This window comes from Cupriavidus ulmosensis, from assembly GCF_977008105.1.
Map to the genome: position 1 here is coordinate 71,965 of NZ_CDRMWP010000003.1, position 21,440 is coordinate 93,404.

General features: G+C 59.8%; 21 protein-coding genes and 1 pseudogene. 13 read left to right on the top strand and 9 right to left on the bottom strand.

Translation table 11 applies throughout. From position 1 onward, the window contains the following. Nucleotides 1-186: 186 nt before the first annotated feature. Nucleotides 187-2,679, top strand: coding sequence for a heavy metal translocating P-type ATPase (locus ACWTPI_RS34255; protein WP_059414494.1), 2,493 nt, complete (start codon nucleotides 187-189; stop codon nucleotides 2,677-2,679). Between the two features lie 53 nt (nucleotides 2,680-2,732). Here the strand turns inward: ACWTPI_RS34255 and ACWTPI_RS34260 are convergent, their stop codons facing one another. The 4 genes from ACWTPI_RS34260 to ACWTPI_RS34275 form a co-directional block, all read right to left on the bottom strand. Then, a complete protein-coding gene (locus ACWTPI_RS34260; RefSeq protein ID WP_082080010.1) occupies nucleotides 2,733-3,044 on the bottom strand; it encodes a double zinc ribbon domain-containing protein in 312 nt (103 codons plus the stop codon). Nucleotides 3,045-3,282: 238 nt separating this feature from the next. Then, nucleotides 3,283-4,407 (bottom strand): glycosyltransferase family 2 protein, encoded by a 1,125-nt coding sequence (locus ACWTPI_RS34265; RefSeq protein ID WP_059414492.1) that lies wholly within the window; start codon nucleotides 4,405-4,407, stop codon nucleotides 3,283-3,285. Further along, the gene (locus ACWTPI_RS34270; RefSeq protein ID WP_059414490.1) at nucleotides 4,404-4,787 is read right to left on the bottom strand and encodes a GtrA family protein; all 384 of its coding nucleotides are present in this window, start codon (nucleotides 4,785-4,787) and stop codon (nucleotides 4,404-4,406) included. The genes ACWTPI_RS34265 and ACWTPI_RS34270 overlap by 4 nt, the downstream gene beginning before the upstream one ends. Beyond that, the gene (locus ACWTPI_RS34275) at nucleotides 4,784-6,421 is read right to left on the bottom strand and encodes a glycosyltransferase family 39 protein (protein WP_197090441.1); all 1,638 of its coding nucleotides are present in this window, start codon (nucleotides 6,419-6,421) and stop codon (nucleotides 4,784-4,786) included. The genes ACWTPI_RS34270 and ACWTPI_RS34275 overlap by 4 nt, the downstream gene beginning before the upstream one ends. 933 nt (nucleotides 6,422-7,354) lie before the next feature. Here ACWTPI_RS34275 and ACWTPI_RS34280 point away from each other — a divergent pair. Together ACWTPI_RS34280 and ACWTPI_RS34285 are read left to right on the top strand one after the other, a co-directional pair. Next, nucleotides 7,355-7,873, top strand: coding sequence for a mechanosensitive ion channel domain-containing protein (locus ACWTPI_RS34280; protein ID WP_454727994.1), 519 nt, complete (start codon nucleotides 7,355-7,357; stop codon nucleotides 7,871-7,873). A gap of 50 nt (nucleotides 7,874-7,923) precedes the next feature. Next, a pseudogene (locus ACWTPI_RS34285) lies at nucleotides 7,924-8,977 on the top strand (DMT family transporter). Between the two features lie 140 nt (nucleotides 8,978-9,117). On the opposite strand, the gene ACWTPI_RS34290 reads toward ACWTPI_RS34285, so the two are convergent. From ACWTPI_RS34290 to ACWTPI_RS34300, 3 genes are read right to left on the bottom strand one after another with little or no spacing between them, the layout of a single operon-like run. Beyond that, a complete protein-coding gene (locus ACWTPI_RS34290; protein ID WP_156174001.1) occupies nucleotides 9,118-9,459 on the bottom strand; it encodes a hypothetical protein in 342 nt (113 codons plus the stop codon). A 52-nt stretch (nucleotides 9,460-9,511) separates the two neighbouring features. Beyond that, nucleotides 9,512-10,705 (bottom strand): FlhC family transcriptional regulator, encoded by a 1,194-nt coding sequence (locus ACWTPI_RS34295; protein WP_082080008.1) that lies wholly within the window; start codon nucleotides 10,703-10,705, stop codon nucleotides 9,512-9,514. Nucleotides 10,706-10,707: 2 nt separating this feature from the next. Next, nucleotides 10,708-11,514: a hypothetical protein gene (locus tag ACWTPI_RS34300; protein ID WP_454734067.1), complete on the bottom strand. Its 807-nt coding sequence runs from the start codon at nucleotides 11,512-11,514 to the stop codon at nucleotides 10,708-10,710. Nucleotides 11,515-11,622: 108 nt separating this feature from the next. On the opposite strand from ACWTPI_RS34300, the gene tnpA reads away from it, so the two are divergent. The 4 genes from tnpA to ACWTPI_RS34320 all read left to right on the top strand — a co-directional run bounded on the left by tnpA (nucleotide 11,623) and on the right by ACWTPI_RS34320 (nucleotide 14,319). Next, nucleotides 11,623-12,018, top strand: a complete 396-nt coding sequence (gene tnpA, locus ACWTPI_RS34305; RefSeq protein WP_454734068.1) for an IS66-like element accessory protein TnpA — start codon at nucleotides 11,623-11,625, stop codon at nucleotides 12,016-12,018. After that, nucleotides 12,015-12,353: an IS66 family insertion sequence element accessory protein TnpB gene (gene tnpB, locus ACWTPI_RS34310; RefSeq protein WP_276288186.1), complete on the top strand. Its 339-nt coding sequence runs from the start codon at nucleotides 12,015-12,017 to the stop codon at nucleotides 12,351-12,353. Before tnpA ends, tnpB begins: the two co-directional genes overlap by 4 nt. 70 nt (nucleotides 12,354-12,423) lie before the next feature. Continuing rightward, a complete protein-coding gene (tnpC, locus tag ACWTPI_RS34315) occupies nucleotides 12,424-14,022 on the top strand; it encodes an IS66 family transposase (protein ID WP_454734069.1) in 1,599 nt (532 codons plus the stop codon). Nucleotides 14,023-14,103: 81 nt separating this feature from the next. Next, nucleotides 14,104-14,319 (top strand): hypothetical protein, encoded by a 216-nt coding sequence (locus ACWTPI_RS34320; protein ID WP_454734070.1) that lies wholly within the window; start codon nucleotides 14,104-14,106, stop codon nucleotides 14,317-14,319. A 95-nt stretch (nucleotides 14,320-14,414) separates the two neighbouring features. Here the strand turns inward: ACWTPI_RS34320 and iscB are convergent, their stop codons facing one another. Beyond that, the gene (gene iscB, locus ACWTPI_RS34325; protein ID WP_082080005.1) at nucleotides 14,415-15,827 is read right to left on the bottom strand and encodes an RNA-guided endonuclease IscB; all 1,413 of its coding nucleotides are present in this window, start codon (nucleotides 15,825-15,827) and stop codon (nucleotides 14,415-14,417) included. Between the two features lie 1,129 nt (nucleotides 15,828-16,956). Between iscB and ACWTPI_RS34330 the strand changes: the two genes are divergently transcribed. The 6 genes from ACWTPI_RS34330 (at nucleotide 16,957) to ACWTPI_RS34355 (ending at nucleotide 20,752) form a co-directional block, all read left to right on the top strand. After that, nucleotides 16,957-17,262, top strand: a complete 306-nt coding sequence (locus ACWTPI_RS34330) for a hypothetical protein (RefSeq protein WP_059414485.1) — start codon at nucleotides 16,957-16,959, stop codon at nucleotides 17,260-17,262. A gap of 101 nt (nucleotides 17,263-17,363) precedes the next feature. Then, nucleotides 17,364-17,792, top strand: a complete 429-nt coding sequence (locus tag ACWTPI_RS34335) for a hypothetical protein (protein WP_059414483.1) — start codon at nucleotides 17,364-17,366, stop codon at nucleotides 17,790-17,792. A 6-nt stretch (nucleotides 17,793-17,798) separates the two neighbouring features. Next, on the top strand, nucleotides 17,799-18,590 hold the full coding sequence (locus ACWTPI_RS34340; protein WP_063923076.1) for a hypothetical protein: 792 nt from the start codon (nucleotides 17,799-17,801) through the stop codon (nucleotides 18,588-18,590). Nucleotides 18,591-18,602: 12 nt separating this feature from the next. Then, nucleotides 18,603-19,151, top strand: a complete 549-nt coding sequence (locus ACWTPI_RS34345) for a single-stranded DNA-binding protein (RefSeq protein WP_059414479.1) — start codon at nucleotides 18,603-18,605, stop codon at nucleotides 19,149-19,151. 219 nt (nucleotides 19,152-19,370) lie between these two features. Beyond that, nucleotides 19,371-20,444 carry a primase-helicase zinc-binding domain-containing protein gene (locus tag ACWTPI_RS34350; protein ID WP_059414477.1) on the top strand — a complete coding sequence of 358 codons (1,074 nt, stop codon included), beginning with the start codon at nucleotides 19,371-19,373 and terminating at the stop codon, nucleotides 20,442-20,444. Nucleotides 20,445-20,542: 98 nt separating this feature from the next. After that, entirely contained in the window at nucleotides 20,543-20,752 is a 210-nt protein-coding gene (locus tag ACWTPI_RS34355; RefSeq protein ID WP_059414475.1) for a hypothetical protein, read from the top strand. Nucleotides 20,753-21,014: 262 nt separating this feature from the next. On the opposite strand, the gene ACWTPI_RS34360 is transcribed toward ACWTPI_RS34355, so the two are convergent. Further along, a complete protein-coding gene (locus ACWTPI_RS34360) occupies nucleotides 21,015-21,431 on the bottom strand; it encodes a hypothetical protein (protein WP_059414473.1) in 417 nt (138 codons plus the stop codon). Nucleotides 21,432-21,440: the final 9 nt, after the last annotated feature.

Consider the following 21,440-nt stretch of genomic DNA (forward strand, 5'->3'; position numbering starts at 1 on the left):
GAACGCGTTGCGCGCAGACCGTGTCATCCACACGATAGTACGCCCAGATGGCCGCCAGATTACCGATGTATTACGGACCTGCAATGTGATGGTGAGAAGTTGGCCGGACGGAAGAAATGCGAGGCACACTGATTGCTAATAGTGCACGCAATAACTGCCATTTCAGACTAACTGGAGCCCGCGACAATGACCAAAAAGCTGCGATTGGATATCCCGATACTGCTTCCCGACGTTCCCGATTCCTCGGACCCCTGTGTCGAGCGGTTGCTAGCCGAGTTGCGAGCAAAGGAAGGCGTCGAAGCAGCGCACCTGAAGGTTGGAAACGTCGGTCACGGACCACAGATATGTGTCCACTACGATCCGGCCGTCATTTCCCTTTCCCGAATCCGTGAACTGATGACCAGTACCGGCGCGACGATCTCTTCGCGCTTCGGACATGCACTCTGGAAGGTAAAAGGCATTACGCATGCACGGCGCGCAAGGACCATCGCAAGCCAGTTACGTTCTTTGCCAGGTGTCATTGAGGCAGAAGTCAGTCCGGCCGGCCTAGCGCGCGTCGAGTTTGATAGCGAACAGACCTCGGCGGCAAGGGTTCAGGAGGCCTTAGGCCGGCGGGATTTGGTTCCGGTTGACAGTGGAGCACCGAAAGGCGGCGGCCATGCTGATCATGATCACGACGAAGGCGCTGAAGATCATGCGCATGGGAATGGGAAGGAGCATGTGGAGCACGGGCATGGCGGGATGTTTGGGCAGAACACTGAGCTGGTCTTCTCTGTCGTTTGCGGGGCCTTGCTCGGCACTGGATTCGCGATTGAGAAGCTGGCTGACAATGCGGCCGGCTGGATCCCGACCGTTCTCTTTGTCGGTGCATACTTCTTTGGTGGTTTCTATACCGTGCGGGAGGCCATTGAGAACCTTCGATTGAGAAAGTTCGAGATCGATACGCTGATGCTGGTTGCCGCTACCGGCGCGGCTTCCCTCGGGGCGTGGGCCGAGGGCGCACTACTTCTGTTCCTGTTCAGTCTCGGTCATGGACTCGAGCACTACGCGATGGGTCGGGCAAAGCGGGCCATCGAAGCGCTTGCCGCGCTCGCGCCTGCGACGGCCAGGGTGCGTCGCGACAGCGATGTGCGGGAGGTTCCAGTAGAGGAGTTGCGTGTCGGCGATGTGGTTGTTGTCCGGCCAAACGAACGTTTGCCGGTCGATGGGTTCTTGGTGAAAGGAACGTCCTCGGTCAATCAGGCGCCTGTAACTGGCGAGAGCATTCCGGTTGACAAGCAGCCGGTGGATGACGCCCGCACAGCAAGAAAGAAGCCAGACGCCGTCGAGGCCACCTCGCGCGTGTTCGCCGGAACCATCAATGGAGCCGGGGCCATTGAGGTAGAAGTGACACGCCTTTCCAGTGAGAGCGCATTGGCTAAAGTCGTCAAGATGGTCAATGAGGCCGAGGCGCAGAAATCGCCTAGTCAACGATTTACCGAGAAGTTCGAGCGGATTTTTGTCCCAGCGGTACTCGTGCTGGTGGCGTTGTTGCTGTTTGCGGGGATGGTCGTTGATGAGCCGTTCAGCGCCACCTTCTACCGCGCCATGGCGGTGTTGGTTGCTGCTAGCCCATGCGCGCTGGCCATCGCTACACCTAGCGCGGTCCTCTCAGGGGTGGCACGGGCGGCCCGTGGAGGGGTACTCATTAAGGGCGGTGCTCCGCTCGAGAATCTTGGTTCACTCAAGGCAATCGCATTCGATAAGACGGGAACGCTCACCGAAGGGCGTCCTCACATCACCGATGTTATTGCTGCTGACGGCATTTCCGAAAAGGAATTGCTGACGGTAGCGGTGGCCGTGGAGTCTCTTAGTGACCACCCTCTGGCCGCTGCGATAGCGCGCGATGGCCGCAAGCTCCTGAACGGCAGCGTCGTTCAAGAAGCATCGCATCTCCAGAGTCTGACCGGGCGCGGCGTAACTGCGACGTTGGACAACGAAACCGTGTGGATTGGCAAACCGGACATGTTTGGAGCCGAAGCCATTGCACCGCTGGGCGACGCGATGATGAAGGCTGCGCAGATGCTGCGCAGCAGCGGTCGCACGACCATGATCGTGAGGCACGGAGACCGGGATCTTGGCGCCATTGGTCTCATGGATACGCCTCGGGCTTCGGCACAGGCCGCTCTTCAGGCACTGCGCGATCTTGGTATTATGCGGATGATCATGATTTCGGGCGATCACCAGCGCGCTGCAGAAGCGGTTGCCAAGGAGGTGGGCATCGACGAAGCCTGGGGCGATCTGATGCCCGAGGACAAGGTCGAAGCGATTCAGAAATTGCGCGAGGAAGCCAAGGTGGCGATGGTGGGGGACGGCGTCAACGATGCCCCCGCCATGGCAAATGCTACCGTGGGCATTGCAATGGGCGCTGCAGGTTCGGACGTGGCACTCGAAACAGCCGATGTTGCACTGATGGCCGACGATCTCAAGCACCTGCCGTTTGTGGTCGGGCTCAGCCGTCACACGCGGGCCATCATCCTTCAGAACGTGTATATCAGTCTCGGCGTCGTGGCCTTCCTTCTGCCTGCGACGATTCTTGGTCTCGGTATTGGCACCGCCGTCGCGATGCACGAGGGTTCGACCCTCATTGTCGTGTTCAACGCGCTTCGGCTGCTCGCTTATCGCGAGAAGTCCAGATGATGACGTGCCGCGTCCTGGCAAAAAGATGCCGGACGCGCCGTCTCACAGTGCCTTTACTTCGCGGCCTTGCCGCAACTGCCGCAGAACTTCGCATTCTGCGAAAGAGCGGTGCCACATTGCGTGCACGGAGCGGGGACCAGCGAACTACCGCATTGCTGGCAGAAGCGTGCACCCTGGGCGCTCACGACACCACAGATTGGACAGGTAAGCCCGGCATAATTTTGCGGCGGGGCTGGCGGATTGTCGTACCGGTGGCCGGAATCACCATACCCGCTACCGTGATTGCCCCCGCCATGACCGCGCCGCATTCCCTTGCCGTGGTGGCCACTGCCGTGACCGCTAAAAAGCCGTTCTAGGAAACCCATCTTTTTCTCCTTAATGGATATGTGTCATCGCGTTCGCCGCGCCTTGGGTGGCTCTGGTTTCGCCGTCTCGTAGCGCATCGCGTTGCCAATGACTGTAGTGGATAGCCTGTAGTAGCTACAGGGTCAATGAATGGAAATGGGGGGCGGCGGTGAAAGTTGATTGCAATTCACTTTCTGTCGAAAACGTCATGATGTCGACGCTTGCTCGCCATCTTGGGGGGCGCACCTCTCTATCCGGTTAGCGAAGCGGCGCCGGCTTCTCCGTCAGAACTGAGGTCTGCTGGCGGCGGTCCCGAAGACACAGCTCTTCCCTGGGAGATCTGCCCGGTGCGTGGAAGATGGTCGCAGGCGCCATTGGGCACCTTGCCGGCGGCCGTGCCTCCTGACCCATGGCAGTAACGTTAGGCTCGGAGCCCGCAGGGGCCGTATAGCTCGCAACGAGATAAACAGGCCGCCGCTTGACCTCGTTGAACAGCCGCCCGACGTACTCCCCGAGTACCCCCAGAAAGACGAGCTGCAGGCCGCCGAGCATCAGTAAGACCGTCATCATCGATGGATAGCCGTGTACGGGATCACCATAGATGAGCGTCTTGCCAACGATGAAGGTGGCCATGCAAAAGGCAGGAATCGCCACAAGCAGGCCAATCGACGTGGCGAACTTCAGCGGTACGGTGGAAAAGGCAGTAATGCCATCCACGGCAAAGCGCAGCAGCTTGCGGTAGTTGAACTTGGTCGTTCCCGATGCCCGCGCGTCGCGGCGATACATGACAGCGGTCTGGCGGAATCCGATCCAGGAATAAAGCCCCTTCATGAACCTGTGCTGCTCTCGAAGCTGTCCCAGCGCGGCAACGGCACGTCGGCTCATGACGCGAAAGTCGCCGGTGTCGGCCGGGATTTCCGTATCGCTGAGCTTGCCCATCAATCGGTAGAACCAGTGCGCGGTGAACTTCTTGAGCAACGACTCGCCGTCACGAGAGGTACGCGTGGCATAAACCACGTCGAAACCCTCGCGCCATTTATCGATCAAGGCAGGAATCAACTCGGGCGGGTCTTGCAGGTCGGCATCGATAATCACCACAGCGTCGCCGCCCGCCATATCGAGGCCCGCAGTCAATGCAGCTTCTTTGCCGAAGTTGCGACTGAGCTCGACAATTCCGACGCGTGCTTCGTTGGCCTTCAGCTGGTGCGCCAGTTCTAGCGATCGGTCTCGGCTGCCATCGTCGACATAGATAATCTCGTAGTCAGATGCCAGTCTCTCCATGACGCGGAGAAGCCGAAAGTGAAACTGGGGCAAGACGGCTTCTTCATTGAAGAGCGGCACGACAACCGAAATCTTTTCGGTTGGCAGGGTGGAAGCATTCATCGCATCGCTCCATTCATGAACGTCCAGTTCGCATGGAGTACGTAGTTGACTAACATGACTAAAAGGGTCGAGACGATCTGGGCAATCAGATAGTGCAGGCCGACCGCCAGTCCTGCCAACATCAGAAGTGAGTTGAGCAGGAACGCCAGGGCCGAGACCAGGAAGAACCTGACGAAGGCGATACGCTCGGGGTGAACGTGTACGAACACCCAACGGCTGCTGATGAAGTAGTGGGTCAGCAGTCCAACGACGCTACCGGCTGCCGACGCCGGGAGCGCAGGCGCACCAGAGCTGACGAGCGCGATCAGCGTGACATAGTGCAACGCAGTAGCTGTCGCGCCAGCGCCAAGAAACCGCACGAATCGCGCTGTGATGTTCATGGCTTTTGCACCAGAACGTTGACCCCATGCTGGCTGAGCACGGTCGTATCCGTTCCGAGCAAAGTCTTCAGGCGCTCGAAGGTGTCCTTGCGCATGACGGCGAGCTTGTGTCCGGAGGCCTTCCATCGCTGTACAAACGCTGCTTCATCGGCGATCCACTTGTTTGGTTCGACAGAGAAGCCAAGATCCAGCTCGGATCTGGCGGCCACAATGATGGGCTCCCGCTCGGCATAGAACGCCAGGCCTCGGTCAATCTGCCCGACGTTGAACAGTTCCGTGTCGATGCGGGCCGCTGCCTTGACTTCCATGCCGATCGGCTTGATGGAGAGCGATTCAAATGCCCGGGACGCCAGCAATCCCGCCTGCAGGCCGGCAAGCGTGGTCAGGGACGCAACGGCGACCGCGCGAAGACTGCGGCCCCGAATTGCGATGCCAAAGGCCAGGAAGCCGCCAAGCACCAGGATCGCCATGGCGATGAAGCCCCATATTTGAAGCGATGCGGGGTCGCTCACGTCGCGCTTGAGCATCGCGCTCGAAAGTGTCGGGTGCCACAGCAGGAACGCGATGGCTACGCCGAGCACTGGCAAGGAAAGGAAGCTTGCGGCAAGGGTGGTGCGAGTCACGCCCATCGCGCGATGGGCAAGCAGTACGGCCGCCGGCGGAAAGGCCGGGAGGATATAGAGCGGCAGCTTAGAGCGGGAAATCGAGAAAAAGCCAATGACAACGATCACCCATATCGACAGAAATAGCTGGGAATCGAAGCTCCGCGTTGTCCGGGCCATCCCCGGCCGAGGTACGATGGCGCCGGGAATCAGAGCGATGAATGGCAGAACACCGGCGGCGCCCACTGCAAAGAAGAACCAGAAGGGCTTGTCTCGCTCGTGCACCGAGGATGAGAACCTTGCAAAATGTTCGTGGATGAAGAAGTAGTTCAGAAACTCCGGGTTGCGCATCGAGACCACGATGATCCACGGCACTGCTATCGCTACGGCGAGCAGACTCCAGCGCCAGAATTTCGTGTTCAGGAAGCCGAAGAGCTGTCCCGTAAGGAGCGCATATAGCAGTAACGTCATCGCAGGAAGCACGATGGCGATCAAGCCTTTGGCCAGGAACGCCAGTCCAACCAGCAGCCAGACGACAGGAAACAAACGCTGGTTCTGGGTCTGGTACGCCACAGTGAATACCAAGGCTGCGCTTCCGAGAAGCGCGCCTACGCCAATGTCCGTCGTTGTTAGGTTCGAGCCGAGAATCCAGAGTGGGGCGCCGATAAGTGCCAGCGCCGCGGCCAGGCCAATCAGGCTTCCGTAGAGCAATCGGGCTGCCCACCATGCGGCAGCTACCCCTAAGAGTCCCGCGAGCGCACTCCAGATCCGAGCAGTCCATTCTGACGGGCCGAAGATCATGTAGGCGCTGGCTGTGGCCCAGTACTGCAGAGGCGGTTTGTCGAAAAACTTGACGCCGTTCAGTCGCGGCGTAACCCAGTCGCCTGAGACGTACATTTCGCGCGGAACTTCGGCATATCGCCCCTCATCGGGCTCATACAACGGGCGCACAGCTAGCGTGAAAATCCAGAGGACCGCCAAGATCGCGATGGTCAAGGCCAAGAGAATCTTTCGCTTCAAGAGACTGTCCATCAAGGTTTTCGGCGACAGTTGCCACCAATGTTTCTCAAATACGGCCAGCCGCAGTGAAGGGCCAGGGCCTCGGAGGTATTGCGTTGCTTTCGTGACGTTGTGCGTGTGGCAGAACACGCGGCGCATTCTTGAGCTCCACGAGGAGCAGATGTGTTTCACTGGGAGCCGATTAGACGGCGGGCCGTCGGAGTGCGTTTGCCGAGCTTGGGGGCCCCTCGCTCCCCGGGAACGAACATCGGGATTCTAGGGGGCGTACCTGTCGGGGGGATTGCGAGATGATGACGGCGTGGCCACTAGTGAGTGTCCAGCGAGAGCAGCCGGAATGTTGTAGCGTCGCCCCCGCGGCCGGAAGGATGGCTAGTAACTGTTTTGCAATGTGTGCGCAATCTTCCTCATGGTAGACTTGTGCCGCTCACGCGTTGGCGTCGGACACGCCAACGCGCCGAAGTCGACAGACCGGTCGCAAAGTTAGGTGAGGGGCCGTCGCGGGCCGCAGTGCTGGGAGGATCCCTTCACGCAGTGGAATGCGTGGAAGACCTCGCGTCACGCGGTCAATATTAGCGTCCGCTTTGTTGATGATCTCAGCCTTTCAGGCATGGGATTTCCTCCATTTCACTACCAAATCCTCCGATTCCCATGCACTTGCGGAGGCAGGTGTCGGCACGTTAAGGGCAGCGGTAATGGCCCGGCTCGTGATTCGTGAGGGGTGGCGTCGCACCATGTATAAACTGGGCGTCGTTGCTACCAGTCTGAAGGCTCGACAGCGGGCGATGATCTGGCAAGACGAAGCAGCCGTCTAGCTCATGCGGAATTTCCTGCTGTTGATGCAAATTCAGTTCGAACGGTGGAACTTGACTCCATCGGAGATGGACGTGGTAACGCTTCTCATGAACAGACTTCTTCAAGCTATACACGATAACCATTCCGCAATGGATGGCAGATTGGTTCGATATCCTGATTCCGGCAGTTGAGGTGGTTCTGATAGGCGCGGTTGCACGGCTAGCGATGCGAATCGCAAGTCGGTCACTTCGCAAGCTGACTAACACGTACTCACTATCGGCCAAGGTTACCGCGCTTTCATTGCGTGTTGTCGCGACTATCGTCTATGTGGCGGTCACCCTCTGGGCCCTGGAGCGTTTGGGCGTATCTGGGGCCGTGCTATGGACGGCATTCACGGGCTTCGCGACCGTGGGTGCGGTCGCGTTCTTCGCTGCATGGAGCGTGCTGACGAACTTGTTCTGTGCGCTGCTTATCTACTTTACCCGGGCTTTCCGCATCGGGGAAACAGTTGAGCTGCTGGAGAATGGGGAAAAGCCGGGGATAAAAGGACGGGTAGTGAATATCAACCTAGTTTATACGACGTTGCTGGAAGCGACGTACGACGGCCAAGAGATCGTGCTACGGCTACCGAATAGCCTTGTCTTTCAGCATGTTCTTCGCCGATGGAAGTAGCGTCGGACGATCACTCCACTCTGCCCACTAGCGTTTGAGTTCCTCCTGCAATGTCCCTGCGCACCGCATCCCCAGCACTACTAGCGGCACTCCTCTTCGGTGCCAGTACACCCGTCGCCAAAGCCCTGACAGGAGCAATTTCACCGCTCCTACTTGCAGGCTTTTTGTACCTTGGTAGTGGCGTTGGCCTGGCGCTGGTGGTCGTAGCTCGACGGCTGTGGCGTTCGTCTAGTTCGCCGAGTGAAAAGATCGGCATACCCAAGGCTGATTGGGGCTGGCTATTGGGCACCATTCTGGCCGGTGGCATCGCCGGCCCAGCGCTTTTGATGACGGGGCTCGTTTCAACCGCTGCCGCCTCGGCGTCGCTCCTCCTGAACATGGAGGGGGTTTTGACGGCGTTGATTGCCTGGGTCGTGTTCAAGGAAAACGCTAACCGGCAGATCGTGCTCGGCATGATCGCCATTGTCGCGGGCAGCTTGATGCTCTCATGGCAGTCGGGAAGCCTGCAGTTGTTGATGGGCGCATTACTTCTCGTCGGGGCCTGCTTGTGCCGGGCGGTGGACAACAACCTGACGCGCAAGGTGTCGAGCAACGATGCGCACTTGCTGGCTTGCATCAAAGGTGGGCGCCGGACTTTGCAATACTGCGTTGGCCTTGGGGCAGGACGCGATGTTGCCCCCGCCCACTGTCCTAGCCGGTGCGATGTTGGTCGGATTCGCTGGCTATGGTATTAGTCTTGCGCTCTTCGTAGTGGGGTTGCGTGCTCTTGATTCCGCTCGAACTGGAGCATACTTTTCCGTTGCCCCATTGTTCGGGGTGCTGATCTCGTTCTTGATTTGGCCGGAGGCTCCAAGCGTAACGTTCGGGTCTGCCGCAGTCTTGATGGCACTCGGGATCTGGCTGCATTTGCGGGAGCGGCACGAACACGAGCACGTGCATGTGACGCTTGATCATAGCCATTCGCACCGGCATGACGAGCATCACCACCACACGCACGATTTTCCGTGGGACGGCAGAGATCCGCATCGGCATAGGCATTATCACAAGCCAATGGTGCATAAACATCTCCACTATCCTGACGTTCACCACCGGCATTCGCACTAGTGGATCGCGGACGACACTTCACATTCCGGCGGAATGTCTGCTCAGGGCTTGACCCTGCGCGCTATCCTTCTTCGCCCTGAAGGACGAGGCTTGCCGCGCCCAAGGGGCATCGTATTGTCGTTCCGTTGGGCTCACCCCGCTCAACCGCTTCGATACAGCAACTCACCGCAGTGATTGCAGAAGTGTCGTTGGTGGATTGCATATCCCGACTCGTCGCGCCACAAGCGAATACTTCGCGAGCCGCAGAATTTGCACGCAATGCCGGTGGGCGTTTTGCAGGTCGGGTTCGCTGCCAGGTATTCGGCTAGCGTGGGCGTGCTGGAAGACCGCATTAGTGCCAGAATCCCGACGACAAACCATGAACCGAAAATGCCAGCGATGAACCAGAACATTTCGCTCCGGCCCTTGCGGCGAGCCATTCGTCGAGCCATATATGCAGGCAGCCCGTTGATCAATATGAACATCGCGATGGCAGTGAGCATTAAACCTCCAAGGTATGCCGATTGGCGGTGAGGGGCATGATTCTAACGTCCGCTAGACACGCTTCAACCGCGGCCGTCCGCGAAGGCGTTTTCGATTAGGTGCATTTGGTGAGGACAGGACCCCGGTGCAGCAGGGGCATTGGAACGAGTTGCTCAGTTCGATGCGTGCGGCGGCATTCGAGGCAAGGTATGGCGTTCCGCAACTCCGGCATGTCTTGATGGCGAGCTCGTTGTTGCTGGCGAATGAACGCAGTAGGTGGAGCGCGCGTTCTGTTGGAAGCCTATCTTCTCTGAACATCCGGTTGCTGACATCCATCGCAGCTAGAAAGGCTGAGGGGATATTCAAATCGGATGCCAAGGCGCATCGGAAGAGCCAGACTTGGAACGTCGACTGGACTCGCCTGGAGCCAGAATCGAGGTACCAAATCGCGGAATCAGGTTGCTTCCCGGATGGCGAAGACTCGCCGTGCAGTAGGGTGTAGAGGTCCCGCGTGCGCTTGGGCGTAACGTTGAACAACGTGGCCACACTCATGGCTCGACACCCGAGCTTGATGAAGGCTTCGCAATACCCATCGACGGCCAATCTCGGAAGTTGAAAGTGACCCCATACGCCCGAATGCGGCATTCGATCCGCGCGAGTTGGGGACGTATCCATCAGGTAGTGTGCAACGAGTTCCGGCGTCAACGTTCCAGCAACAGCCTCGTACCAAAAGAGTCGGTTCTGGATACGCCACTGAAATAGAGGCACCCGTCTTTCCGAGATCGCGAGATCAATCTCATGTTGCGGCACCGAGCGAAGGTACGCCGCCAGGTCGTTGGAGATGCCTAGTAACGGAGCCGCGAGCGCTGACATGTTGAGCACGTCGTACATGGCGCCGACGTACGAGCGGTTTGCCTGTTCAAGAAGCATCGAATCGACGATGGACAGTTCAGGCATCTTCTTGCGCAGATCGACGAGTGTCTTGGTGGGCGTCCGGCCGTCGATGAAAGATCGCCAATCCTCAGGCGTGGATAGTGTGGGGGCGTAGGCGAGAAACGGACTATTGAAGATGAGCGCCGATATGGACAAGTCGTCTCGAAGCTGGGCAAGTTGCGACTGGTCTACCTCGAACGCCGATGCGAGCCCTGTATTGACCGTCATCGCGTTCAGCAGATACGACGAGAGACGAAAATTGGCAGAGAAGACCCGGTCCAAGACCCACGTGGGAACACTCTGTTGGGGGTTGTTGGGTGCGGCAGGTTTCAAGATCAATCTCCGAATGCTGTCTGCACGGCATCCGACAGCGCGCGCATGCTGTCGCGGATGGACGCGATGTGAGGCTGGTGTTCTCGGCTGAAGGTGCCAAGACCGGTCGCCGAGCGAACCTTCATGGTGGCCTCGTCGATGTCTGCTTTCAGCCCGGCCAGCCGAATTTCGATGCGCCCCTTTTCGGCAGCAGTTGTTTCGCGGTCAAGAAGCTCCGACGCTATCGAATTGAGCTGCTGCTTTTTCACGTTGAGCTGGTTCTCGGTTTCGGCGAGTTCACGCCTCGCGGTGTCGATCGCGTCAGATACGCTCTTGTACCCCGATGGAACCACCTCGACTTTGACCTCGCGTACCACTTCGCGTACTCGCATCTCGGCTATCGCCTTCTCGGCACCTTCCTTTTCCAGCCTCAGTCGATCGATAGAAACGCGTTGGGACTGGACCGTGTGACTTTGAGAGTCGAGCGCTGCCTGTGCCGCGGCGAGTGCTTCGCGGTGCTCGGACTCTTTGGTGTCGGCGCTGGTCGCCCGCTCGCGCAAATACTTGATCTCCAGTTCGAGTTCAGTTTTCTGTGCCAATCCGTTGGAGAGTTGTTCCTTCGCGCTCTCCAAGGCCGCCATCAACGTGTTGACCTCATCAGAGGCTGCGCGATACCTCTCGATGAACGGGAGGATCTCGTCGCGAGAGAAGGATTCGTGGCGCTTCTTCGCATTGACCAGTAGCTGGACCTCCTCCTCCGAGATGTCGGATCGTTTCAGGATCGTGAGTTCGCCCAGGTTCAGAAACTCGATCGCCTCGTTGCTGTTCACGAATCGCTGGTACACCTGGAGAGTAAGCGTCCAGTTCTTCCGCCTTGAATCGATCCACGGGATCCTGCATCGTCCCCACGATGGAGGATCGTGGGGACGATGGATCGAGTGTCGACAACTATCGAGCGGCCACGCCGCAGAGAGTACAGCGCCGAGTTCAAGGCGATGGTACTGGAGCAAGCTCGCCAGTCTGGGGCATCGGTGGCGGGCGTGGCGCTCGGCCACGGGCTGCACCCGAACATGGTGCACAGATGGGTCAGAGAGGAACATGAACGGCAGATGCTGGCAGCGCAGCGCGAGGGCCGAGCGTTTATCCCACTGCATGTTCAGCCTGTGACAGCGACCATGCAGCCGGCCGAGGCGGTGCCATGCGAGACGCCACCTTCGGTAGCACCCGACGTCATCCGCATCGAGATCCAGCGCCCGGGCGGCACGCTGGTTGTGCACTGGCCTCTGTCAGCGGCACAGCAATGTGCCCAACTGCTCCGGGACTGGCTGCGATGATCCGCATTGACGCGCTGTGGTTGGCCGTCGAGCCCATCGACATGCGTGCCGGCACCGAGCGACTGCTGGCGCGCGTGGTGCAGGTCTTCGGCGCAGCCCAGTCTCATCACGCCTACCTGTTTGCGAACGCCCGCCACACCCGCATCAAGCTATTGATACATGACGGCTTTGGCGTGTGGTGCGCGGCGCGCCGCCTCAACCAGGGACGCTTTGCCTGGCCTGCCATACAGGCCGGCGCCACCGGCGCACAACTGACGCAGGCGCAATTCGACGCCCTGGTGCTCGGCCTGCCCTGGCAGCGCCTGGAGGACCTGCGCGCCATTACGCGCATATGACGATGTTCACGGTGCGTTGACAGCATAAATCCGGATGGTGGTAGTACCCGGTGGCTGGCACGATGGTTCCATGCTGAACCTGCGCCAACTACAAGACCAAGGCCTTCAGGACCTCGCGCCCGAGGACGTCCTGGCACTGGCGCAGCAGATGCTCGCACACATCCAGCAGCAGGAACGCGAGATCAAGCTCAAGGACGTCAAGATCGAGAAGATCACCTTCGAGCTCGCGCGACTCAAGGCCAGGAAGTTCGGGGCCAAGACGGAGGCGATGAGCGCCGAGCAGCGCCGGCTGTTCGAGGAGACCCTGGCCGAAGACGAAGCCAGTCTGCAAGCGCAGTTGCAGCAGGCCAAGGGCGAGCCCTCTTCTGAAGCCAACACCAATTCCAAGCGCACGCCCCGTCGCCAGCCCCTGCCGGCCCACCTGCGCCGAGTCGAGCATCACCACGAACCCGAGGACACCAACTGCCCGACACCGGGCTGTGGAAGAGCCATGGTACGCGTGGGCGAGGACGTTAGCGAGAAGCTGGATATCGTGCCGGCGGAGTTCTTCGTGCACCGCCACATCTATGGCAAGTGGGCCTGCCGATGCTGCCAGCGCTTGGTGCAAGAGCCTGTTGAACCGCAAATCATCGACGGTGGCCTGCCAGCAGCCGGCTTGGTCGCGCACACGCTAATCAGCCGCTTCGTCGACCACCTGCCGTACTACCGGCAGGAGACGATCAATGCCCGCTCGGGCGTGCACACGCCGCGCTCAACATTGGCTGCATGGTCCGGGCGTGCCGGTGCCGCACTGGAACCGCTCTACGAAGCGCACAAGCGCTTCATACTTGCATCAAGGGTGCTGCATGCCGACGAGACACCGGTGGCGATGCTCGATCCGGGAGCCGGTAAAACCAAGCGGGCCTACATCTGGGCCTATTCGCGCGGCACCTTCGATCCACAACCTGGCGTGATCTACGACTTCTGTGTTGGTCGAGGCGCGCAGTACCCAATTGCCTTCCTGGGAGGTCCCCGCGAAGACGGCAACGAGCGATGTTGGCAAGGTACCCTGGTGCGCGACGAATACGCTGCCTATGACAGCGTGTTGCAAGCCTACCCCGGCCGCATAGCCGCGGGATGTCTCGCCCATGCCCGACGTCGGTACGACGAACTGCTACGAAACCAGGGCGGCAGCACGGTCGCGCCAGAGGCACTGCGTCGCATTGCGCAGATCTACCGTCATGAGCGGGAGTTCGCCACCCTGAGCAGCGAGCAACGTCTGGCCAGAAGGCTCAGCGACGCCAAGCCACTGTGGGAGCAACTGCATGCCTGGCTGCAACTGGAGCGGTCACGTGTGCCCGATGGCGGCATCACAGCCAAGGCACTCGACTACAGCCTCAAGAACTGGCCGACGCTGACGCACCACCTCCTCGATGGAGAGGTAAGCGTGGACAACAACAGTCTGGAGAACCTGATCCGTCCCTGGGCCCTGGGAAGGCGCTCGTGGTTGTTCGCAGGCAGCGAACTGGCCGGTCAGCGCGCCGCGATCGTGATGAGCCTGGTGCAAACAGCCAAACTCAACGGGCACGATCCGTGGGCCTATCTCAATGATGTGTTGACCCGCCTGCCCAACCACCTAAACAGCCGCATCGACGAGCTGCTTCCTCACAACTGGCATCCCGCACGCTGAGCGCGTCTGCACTCTCATAGCCGCTCTCGACCGGCAAGGTGGGACGGCCGGCCGCTTACCCTGGAGATATTGAATCGCGGTGTGTTTGCTGATCTGCAGGCTTCGGGAGGCGTAATCGTTCAGCAGGCGACTCGCCTGCGCCCGCGCTTTGGTCGGGTTATCGAGGCGTTTGTTTATGGCGATGTAGAGCGTCTGGTGGATGTCGGCCAGGTGAGACCCGATAATCATGTACTCGGTACGGATTCGATCTCGCGCCTGGGAAATCTGCTCGGCAGCATGAACGATGCGGCCGATTGATGCGGAGTCCACCTCGGAACCAAGCAGAAGCCGCGTGAGTTCGAGGATCGAGATTTCTCGGCGAGGCTCCGACTGTGCGAGGATATGGCTGTTGCTCATCGGGATGCGCGGGAAACCCCGTCCTTCAGGACGGGGATGGATAGCGCGGCGTGCTTAGCACGCCCTTCTCCCGTCTCTCCTTGTGAATAGCTATCTTTAGTTTGATAGTGGTAGCCGTCACCACGTTGAATGATCCGGCAATACTTGTGGCTGATGCCTTGGACTACCGCGCCGTCGGTCTGGATGTTGAACGATCCGCTGGCGCGCACTGCAACCCGCCCGGTATGAACACCAGCCTTCTTCCCGGAAGGGACGTTGGCGCAGACCCGGTCGCCCGTTTGAAACCCTTTGACTTGTTTCCTGCGCATCAGGTAACCGCGAGGGAACCCGTGCGCAGTGAGCCGAGTACGTTGATAGCTTCCGCGGCCCATGGCCTTGATCTGCAAGGTCGGCCGCCGCCAACCCGACACGTCGCAAACGTCACCGACGCACATTGCGTCAAGCGCGTGCGTTTTCGGCACGCCGAGGGTCACGCGGTTATATTTCGTCCGCCCGCCGGAGGCAAGTTCGACAGCCAAGCCCGTCGACTTCAGAGCGTTAGCTAACGCCCAACGCGTCGCATTGACGGCGGCAGCATCCTTCAGTGGACGCGATGCGGCCGCAAGTATGCGGGCCAGACGTTTCGGGTCGTCGACGTACTCGCGTACGTCATTTGCACCCTTGTCCTGGTTGCAGGGGCCGCAAGCCAGTCCAAGGTTACCGATGCGGTTCGTGCCGCCTTTTGCTCTCGCAGTCAAGTGCTCGATCTGAAGCGGGCGGTCCGTCGCGTCGCAATAGATGCATGTGCGCCCCCATTTTTTGAGCAGGTATTCGCGCACCTCGTAACCGGCGAGCGTACCCTGTTGGTACTCGACGCCAGAAATTTCCGGATTTTCCATTGCCTGCATGTCAAAGCGCACCAGCTCAGACGAGACGCCGTTGACGGGAGCCCAACGGCGGATGCGCTGAACCCATGCCATCGTCGTGTCCACGCGATGCTGGAGCGATGGCGCGAGCCAGCCAGCAGGGCGCGTACGATTCAGGAAGCGCGGAGCCCGATAACGCAGGTTCGCGCCGCGGCGACGCCGGCGCATGGAACGGCGAGCCGTCAGGGACTCGCTGATTTGACGGCCACGATGCACGAGTTCGAACAGGTTCAACACTGCCGCACCACGTCGGATCTCCCCGGATACGGAGCAAGCCAGCTCCGTATCGCGCACTAGCGCCCCCCCGGTCATCTTGCTGCCTGGGTCCAACTTGATACGCAGGGGCTGAAACTCGCAGTCATCGACCGTGCGGTCAACCAGACGGATAACGGCCGGCACAACGCGATGCACGCGCGCCCGGCGACGCTCAAGCAGTAATCGAGCGCGCTTCTCGGTGCATGGCATGAGCGGCTTGCCATGCTTGTCCAGAACAAAAACCGACATGATCGGCTCCTATGTATGTGCCCTTACGGGCCTTGTAACGCCTTCCTCATGGAAGGTCTCCCCTCGGGCAAGTTGTGCAGCAGATTGGGATGACTCCCGGCGATAGCCCGTTTCGTGCCTACCCGTGGCTTGTCTGCTGCCATCGCTTCCAGAGCGCCGAACTGAGGAAGCATTCGGCGGTGGGTCTGCGCACTTCTGCACAACGTAGCGGGCTGGTTACCGCTTGCCCTGGTCAATCTCGGGCTCTCAGGATTGCTCCCTCAAGCCCCTCCCTTCGGGGAGGGGTTATTGACGCTTCTTGTTCCTATGTGTTGATGGTGAACTTCGCTTTCCCGTCCAATCGTTTAAGGCTACAGCCGGCCTTGCAAAGTCAAGGGCAAAGAAAGGGCTGGCGAATCGGTGTCATCCGCACCGAATGCGTCAATAAGGGGGCGAAGTGCTACAGGGTGGCCTGCAGTCGGTGTGTAGATCCGTGTTTCGGAACCCTTCGAGTCCAATGTCAAGGGCAGCGGCAATGGGCGAGAACTCGGCGCGCTGGCACGCCTCCGAGGGAGATTAGTCCCGGTCGCGATCGTCATTAGTTGTGAAAGCTCGCTAGTTCGACCTAGTTTTTGAAGGTGGCCGTCAAATGATCACCTCAAGGACCTAGTTATCGACGCGAAGGGAGCGTGGCTACAGACCTCCCATAGGAGGGATGTCATGTATATACAAGTCGCGATGTTGCTGGGACCCGCTGCTGGGCCGCGGAGCAGCGGCACCGTTCTCAGCCGCCAGCACCGTCCATTTCCCAATATCATGATCTTGGGTTGATCCCGGAAAGAGGCACTATTTATGCCGTCTTTCAGCGGCAAATATGAGGACCGCGGGGGTGAGGGGATGGCGTTGCGCGCGCATTAGAAGTGGTGTAGATTCTGATCTGCGTGCTCACGCATCGACCTCGGCGAATGTTTTAGTCTCTCTTCTCGCCCATTCAATTTCCCGATCACATAGCGTTCTTGCGCAATGCTCCGGCATGCCGCAAGCGCGTTGTCGTGCCCGCTTCGAAGGATTCCTTGCTCATCGAGCATCGAATAATCGCCTGGCAGTTCAGCCAGGAAATCCAACTGCTTCGTTTTCTAGAGAGAAAGCCATGGAATCCTTCGCCAACAACGCGATCAAGCGTCCGTTCAAGCTGTTCATGTTCTGCATGGTGCTGTACCTGGCCGCGCAATCAATCGTCGTCGGCGCCTTTCTGGCCATCGTCGGCACATCGTGGCTGTATCACCGCTTCATCGCGTTCGCGAGCAAGACTCCGGCAGCGCCGAAGGTGTCCACGCCCGAGCCCGCCAAGCGGGACAAGCCGCCGCAGGCCGTCGTCGAGTCGGCCGAAAAGCAGTACGAGCACTCGGCCGTCGTGATGTCGATTCGCAGAACGGGAACGGACCGCCGTTCTTGATTCCTCGCCGCCCCCTTCCTGGGGGCGGCAGTCCCACCTGTCGCGGGTATTCGATGCCCGCCGACAAGGCGGGTAGATCGGGTCCCGTATCGGAGACCTTCATGGATCAAACTCCGTCGGGATGGCAGTTGGACTTCTTCGGTGAAGCTACCGCCATCCTTGTTTCCCCTCCCAAGGTTGATCCCCTCCCGGATCCTTCGCTATGGAGCGAGGCTGTCCGAGAGCAAATGATCGACGCACTCATCAGCCTGGCGTGCGATAGCCGCAGAGGCGACAACACGCCGGAGTCACTAGTTGACTGTGCGGAGATGCTTCGAGATCGTATCAAGCGAAAGCCGCTCGACCTCGGGGATTACTCGATGACGCTCGGTTGGATCTTCGGATACTGGGATGGTGCGTTGCCCTATGCCTACGTCTGCGCAGTGAGCGGCGTGGATCCCGAGATGATGCAAGACGTCATCCTGAACAATGCCCTGCTCAGCCAAGACCTCAATGAGGTTCGCCGGATGTGCTGTGGCTCACTCCTTTGAAACATCATGGCCCTTCTGAACGCGATAAAGCGTCTGGGCGCTCAATTGCTTGGGGGCGCACCGGAAGGCCAGAGGCCGACCGATTCTGCAGTCGGGCAGGGCGCCCCGAACGAAACCCAGATCACGATAGCTGATCTCCCGCATCTGTTTCGTGATGAGGGAGACAGCATCGTGCATTTCGTTGCAACCTTCGAGCATCGTGTGACGGAGACCCGATTCGGACAAAAGCTCTTGCCAGAAGTGGTGCCGCGCTGGAATAAGCACGCGGTCCTCCACGGCTGTACGGTGGAGCAGGCGATAGCCAAGACGCTCTCTCAGGTGCGCTCCTTGTCTTCCGGCGCGACGCCTCCTGCTCCGGCATCACCGGCAACGCGGGTGAGAGAACGAGTCGCCCGGGTCGCTCATGACGACGATGCGAGGCAGCCAGGGAAGCCACAGTTTTCCGAGGCTACTGCAGCGCAGCCCGTGCTTGGCAGCAGGTCATCGACCGTTGGCCGGCTTGCGTTTTGGGGCGAGATGAAATTCCCCAAACGTGGCGTTACCCCACCCAAGTTCTACACCTCGTTCGCGATCCGGGTCGACACCGGTGTCGCGGCCGAAGTGACGCTTCAAGGCGAGGGTCTCAAGGACGCCATCGCGGAAGCGAAATGCGTGATTGGCGACCACGTGAGGGTGACCCGGCTCGAAAAGGTAAAGGTGCCGGCGTTCCACGAACGTACCGGCAAGCCCTTGCTCGACAACGAAGGCAATCAGAAGCTATGGGACAAATGGCTCTGGCGCATCGACAAAATTCATTAACCAGGAATCAACATGGCATCTATCAACAAAGTCATTCTCGTTGGGAACCTCGGAGCGGATCCCGAAACCCGTTACATGCCCAGCGGCGACGCCGTGACGAACATTCGCCTGGCGACCACCGACCGCTACAAGGACAAGCAGAGCGGCGAGACGAAGGAAGCCACCGAGTGGCACCGCATCGCCTTCTTCGGCAAGCTGGCGGAGATCGCGGGCCAGTATCTGAAGAAAGGCTCGTCGGTATATATCGAGGGCCGCATCCGGACACGCAAGTGGACGGACCAGTCGGGTGCAGAGAAGTACAGCACCGAAATCATCGCAGACCAAATGCAGATGCTCGGCTCGCGCCAGGGTATGGGCGGAGGCGATGGTGATGACAACGGCGGCAGTCGTCAATCGGGCGTTGGCGGCTACGGCTCGCGCAGTGGCCAGGGCAGCGGCCAGGGCAGCGGCCAGGGCAGAGGCCAGGGTGGCGGTGGCCAGCAGGACGGCGGCGCAGCGCGCCGTCCGCAGCCGGCACCGTCGAATGGCTTCGAGGACATGGACGACGATATTCCGTTCTAGCCCGGAACAGACTTAGGTCTTAACGATTCACTTCTTGATCACTGCTGCGCCGGGTTTCCCGGCGCAGCAGTGCATTCTTCTCGGCCGCTCGGCCAATCTCTCCTTCGCCTCCCACGCCATGCTGAAACGACCTTCTGGCCATCGCCGGGATGTGGTTTGAGCAAGCGTTTCCTCGCCTGTCTCAGGCATCGACCAACCTCTCCAATCGGAGTGCAGCCCATGAAGAAACTGAGTGACATCTTGAAGACTTGGACGCCCGCTCAATGGGACGCCCTGTTGCAGCAATACTTGCCAGCAGCCGTCCTGACGGACAGCTTCTGGCTAGGCCGTCCTGGTCCGTGCCCCATGTGCGGAGGCCACGATCGCTTCACGTTCGACAATAAGAACGGCCGGGGCGATTGGGTGTGCCGTAAGTGCAATAACGGATCTCCGATGGCTGGAGACGGGATTCAGCTCGTGTGCAATGTGAATCGCCTGACGTTCCAAGAGCTGGCTTCCCAGCTTCTTGGCAATGCCATGCCAATGCCTGCCCAGGCGCGTCCGGTGCTGGCTTCTCGCCAGAGGAGTGGCATGACACCGGAGGCGAAGCGCAAGCGGATTGATCGCCAGTGGACCAAAGCGAAGCCGCTCGCGCAAGGTGATCATGCGATGAAGTATCTCGCATCGCGGGTGCCGGGGCTGAGGGCGCCTCGCCCGATCGCTCTGCGGTTGTCAACGCAGGAATACTGGCACGAAGGAACACTGATTGGCCAGTTCCCAACGATCGTCGCGCAGTTCACGCTGCCTGATGGTCGAATGGCCACGGTGCACCGCACTGCGTTGGACTCAGTCACTCCGGCGAAGGCGACCGTGATGACGGCCGACGGCGAGATCCTGGACGCTAAGCGAAATGATGTGTCTGCGCTTCCCCTGGCGGGCGGCGCCGTGCGTCTGATGCCTCCGCGTGACGGTGTGCTCGGGGTGGCAGAAGGCCTCGAGACTGCATATGCCGCGCACATGCTCTTCGGCGTGCCGACATGGTATTGCTTGAACCGAGTTCTGCTGAGCCAGTTCGTCGTGCCGGAAGGTCTCGGCATACACACCGTGCACATCTTCGCGGACTTCGATCAGATCGATCCGAAGACGGGAAAGTCGCCGGGCATGGCCGACGCACTTGCGCTCGAGAAACGCTTGCGCGTGGGGGGCCTGAAGGTGGTCATTCATCGTCCCAAGCTCCGTGGCACGGACTTCTGCGACGAGTGGAAGACCAGCCGGCAACTGAGCACGATGGCGCCGGCAACCATGCCCGCCTGATTTTCGACCGCCCGATAGGGCGATGTCTCAACCGCTGCCCCGTGGGTCCATCCCACGGGGGCGGACACCTGCGGCAGGTTTCTCGAAGGAGAAATGCAATGCTGAAGGGATTTGTTGTGTTCGTCGGTCACATGGAGATTCGTGCGATGCGCAGCACGCCGGCCGGCATGGTGCAGGCGTGCCAGTCGGAAGCCGACTCCTACCAGGTGTTTCAGCGCCATGCTGATCGGGAAGCCGAACTGCGTCGCACCGAAGCGAATTTCGATACCGCTTTTTCCTATGCCGTTCGCCGTGCGATTTTGCACTGAGTGGTCAACCCGTAACGACAAAGCCCGGCAGATGCCGGGCTTTTTTTTCGTTTCGGAGACGAGCGACCTAGGGTTGGCGGCGAGACCGCAGGCCGCGGTAGATGACAAGGGCTGCCTCCCACACACACCAGCCGATAAGGGTAGTAAAGACGAAGACGTTGATGTCGTGGTTGGTGGACAAATATTCGAACATCGGTAGCTCCAAGATTCTTGTTTTCGATCAGTCTAGCATGCCATAAAGCGCCAACTCGTCAAGCCGCGACTAGACGAATCTGGCCATCGCGTCATTGAGTGCGCCGAGGTCCAGGGCATCAATTGACAATGCTGGCGACAAGTCAGCAGCGGCTTCGTCGACGCCAGACGGGGCGAGCGGTGGCGCTTGCTGCGACCCCGCCAGGTCATGCGCCGGCACTGCCTGCGCGGGTGGTGGCGCGCTAACCTGAAAGGCATCGCGCTCGCCGGCGGGGCTCGGTTCGGGTCTGGCCGACTGGCTGATCAAACGGGCAGTTGGCAAGAGCGTGACGGGGCTTGCCCCAGCCATGACCTCGAGTCCGCGCTGTGCCAAGAGCCTGAACACGAACGTACGCTCGCGCGCGCTAGTAAACTGTCTGAGATACTTGATCAGATCGGGGCAAGCGTCCGCTGAAAGCGTGACGGTGATCTGCAATTTCTCCGTCATGTGTTCACC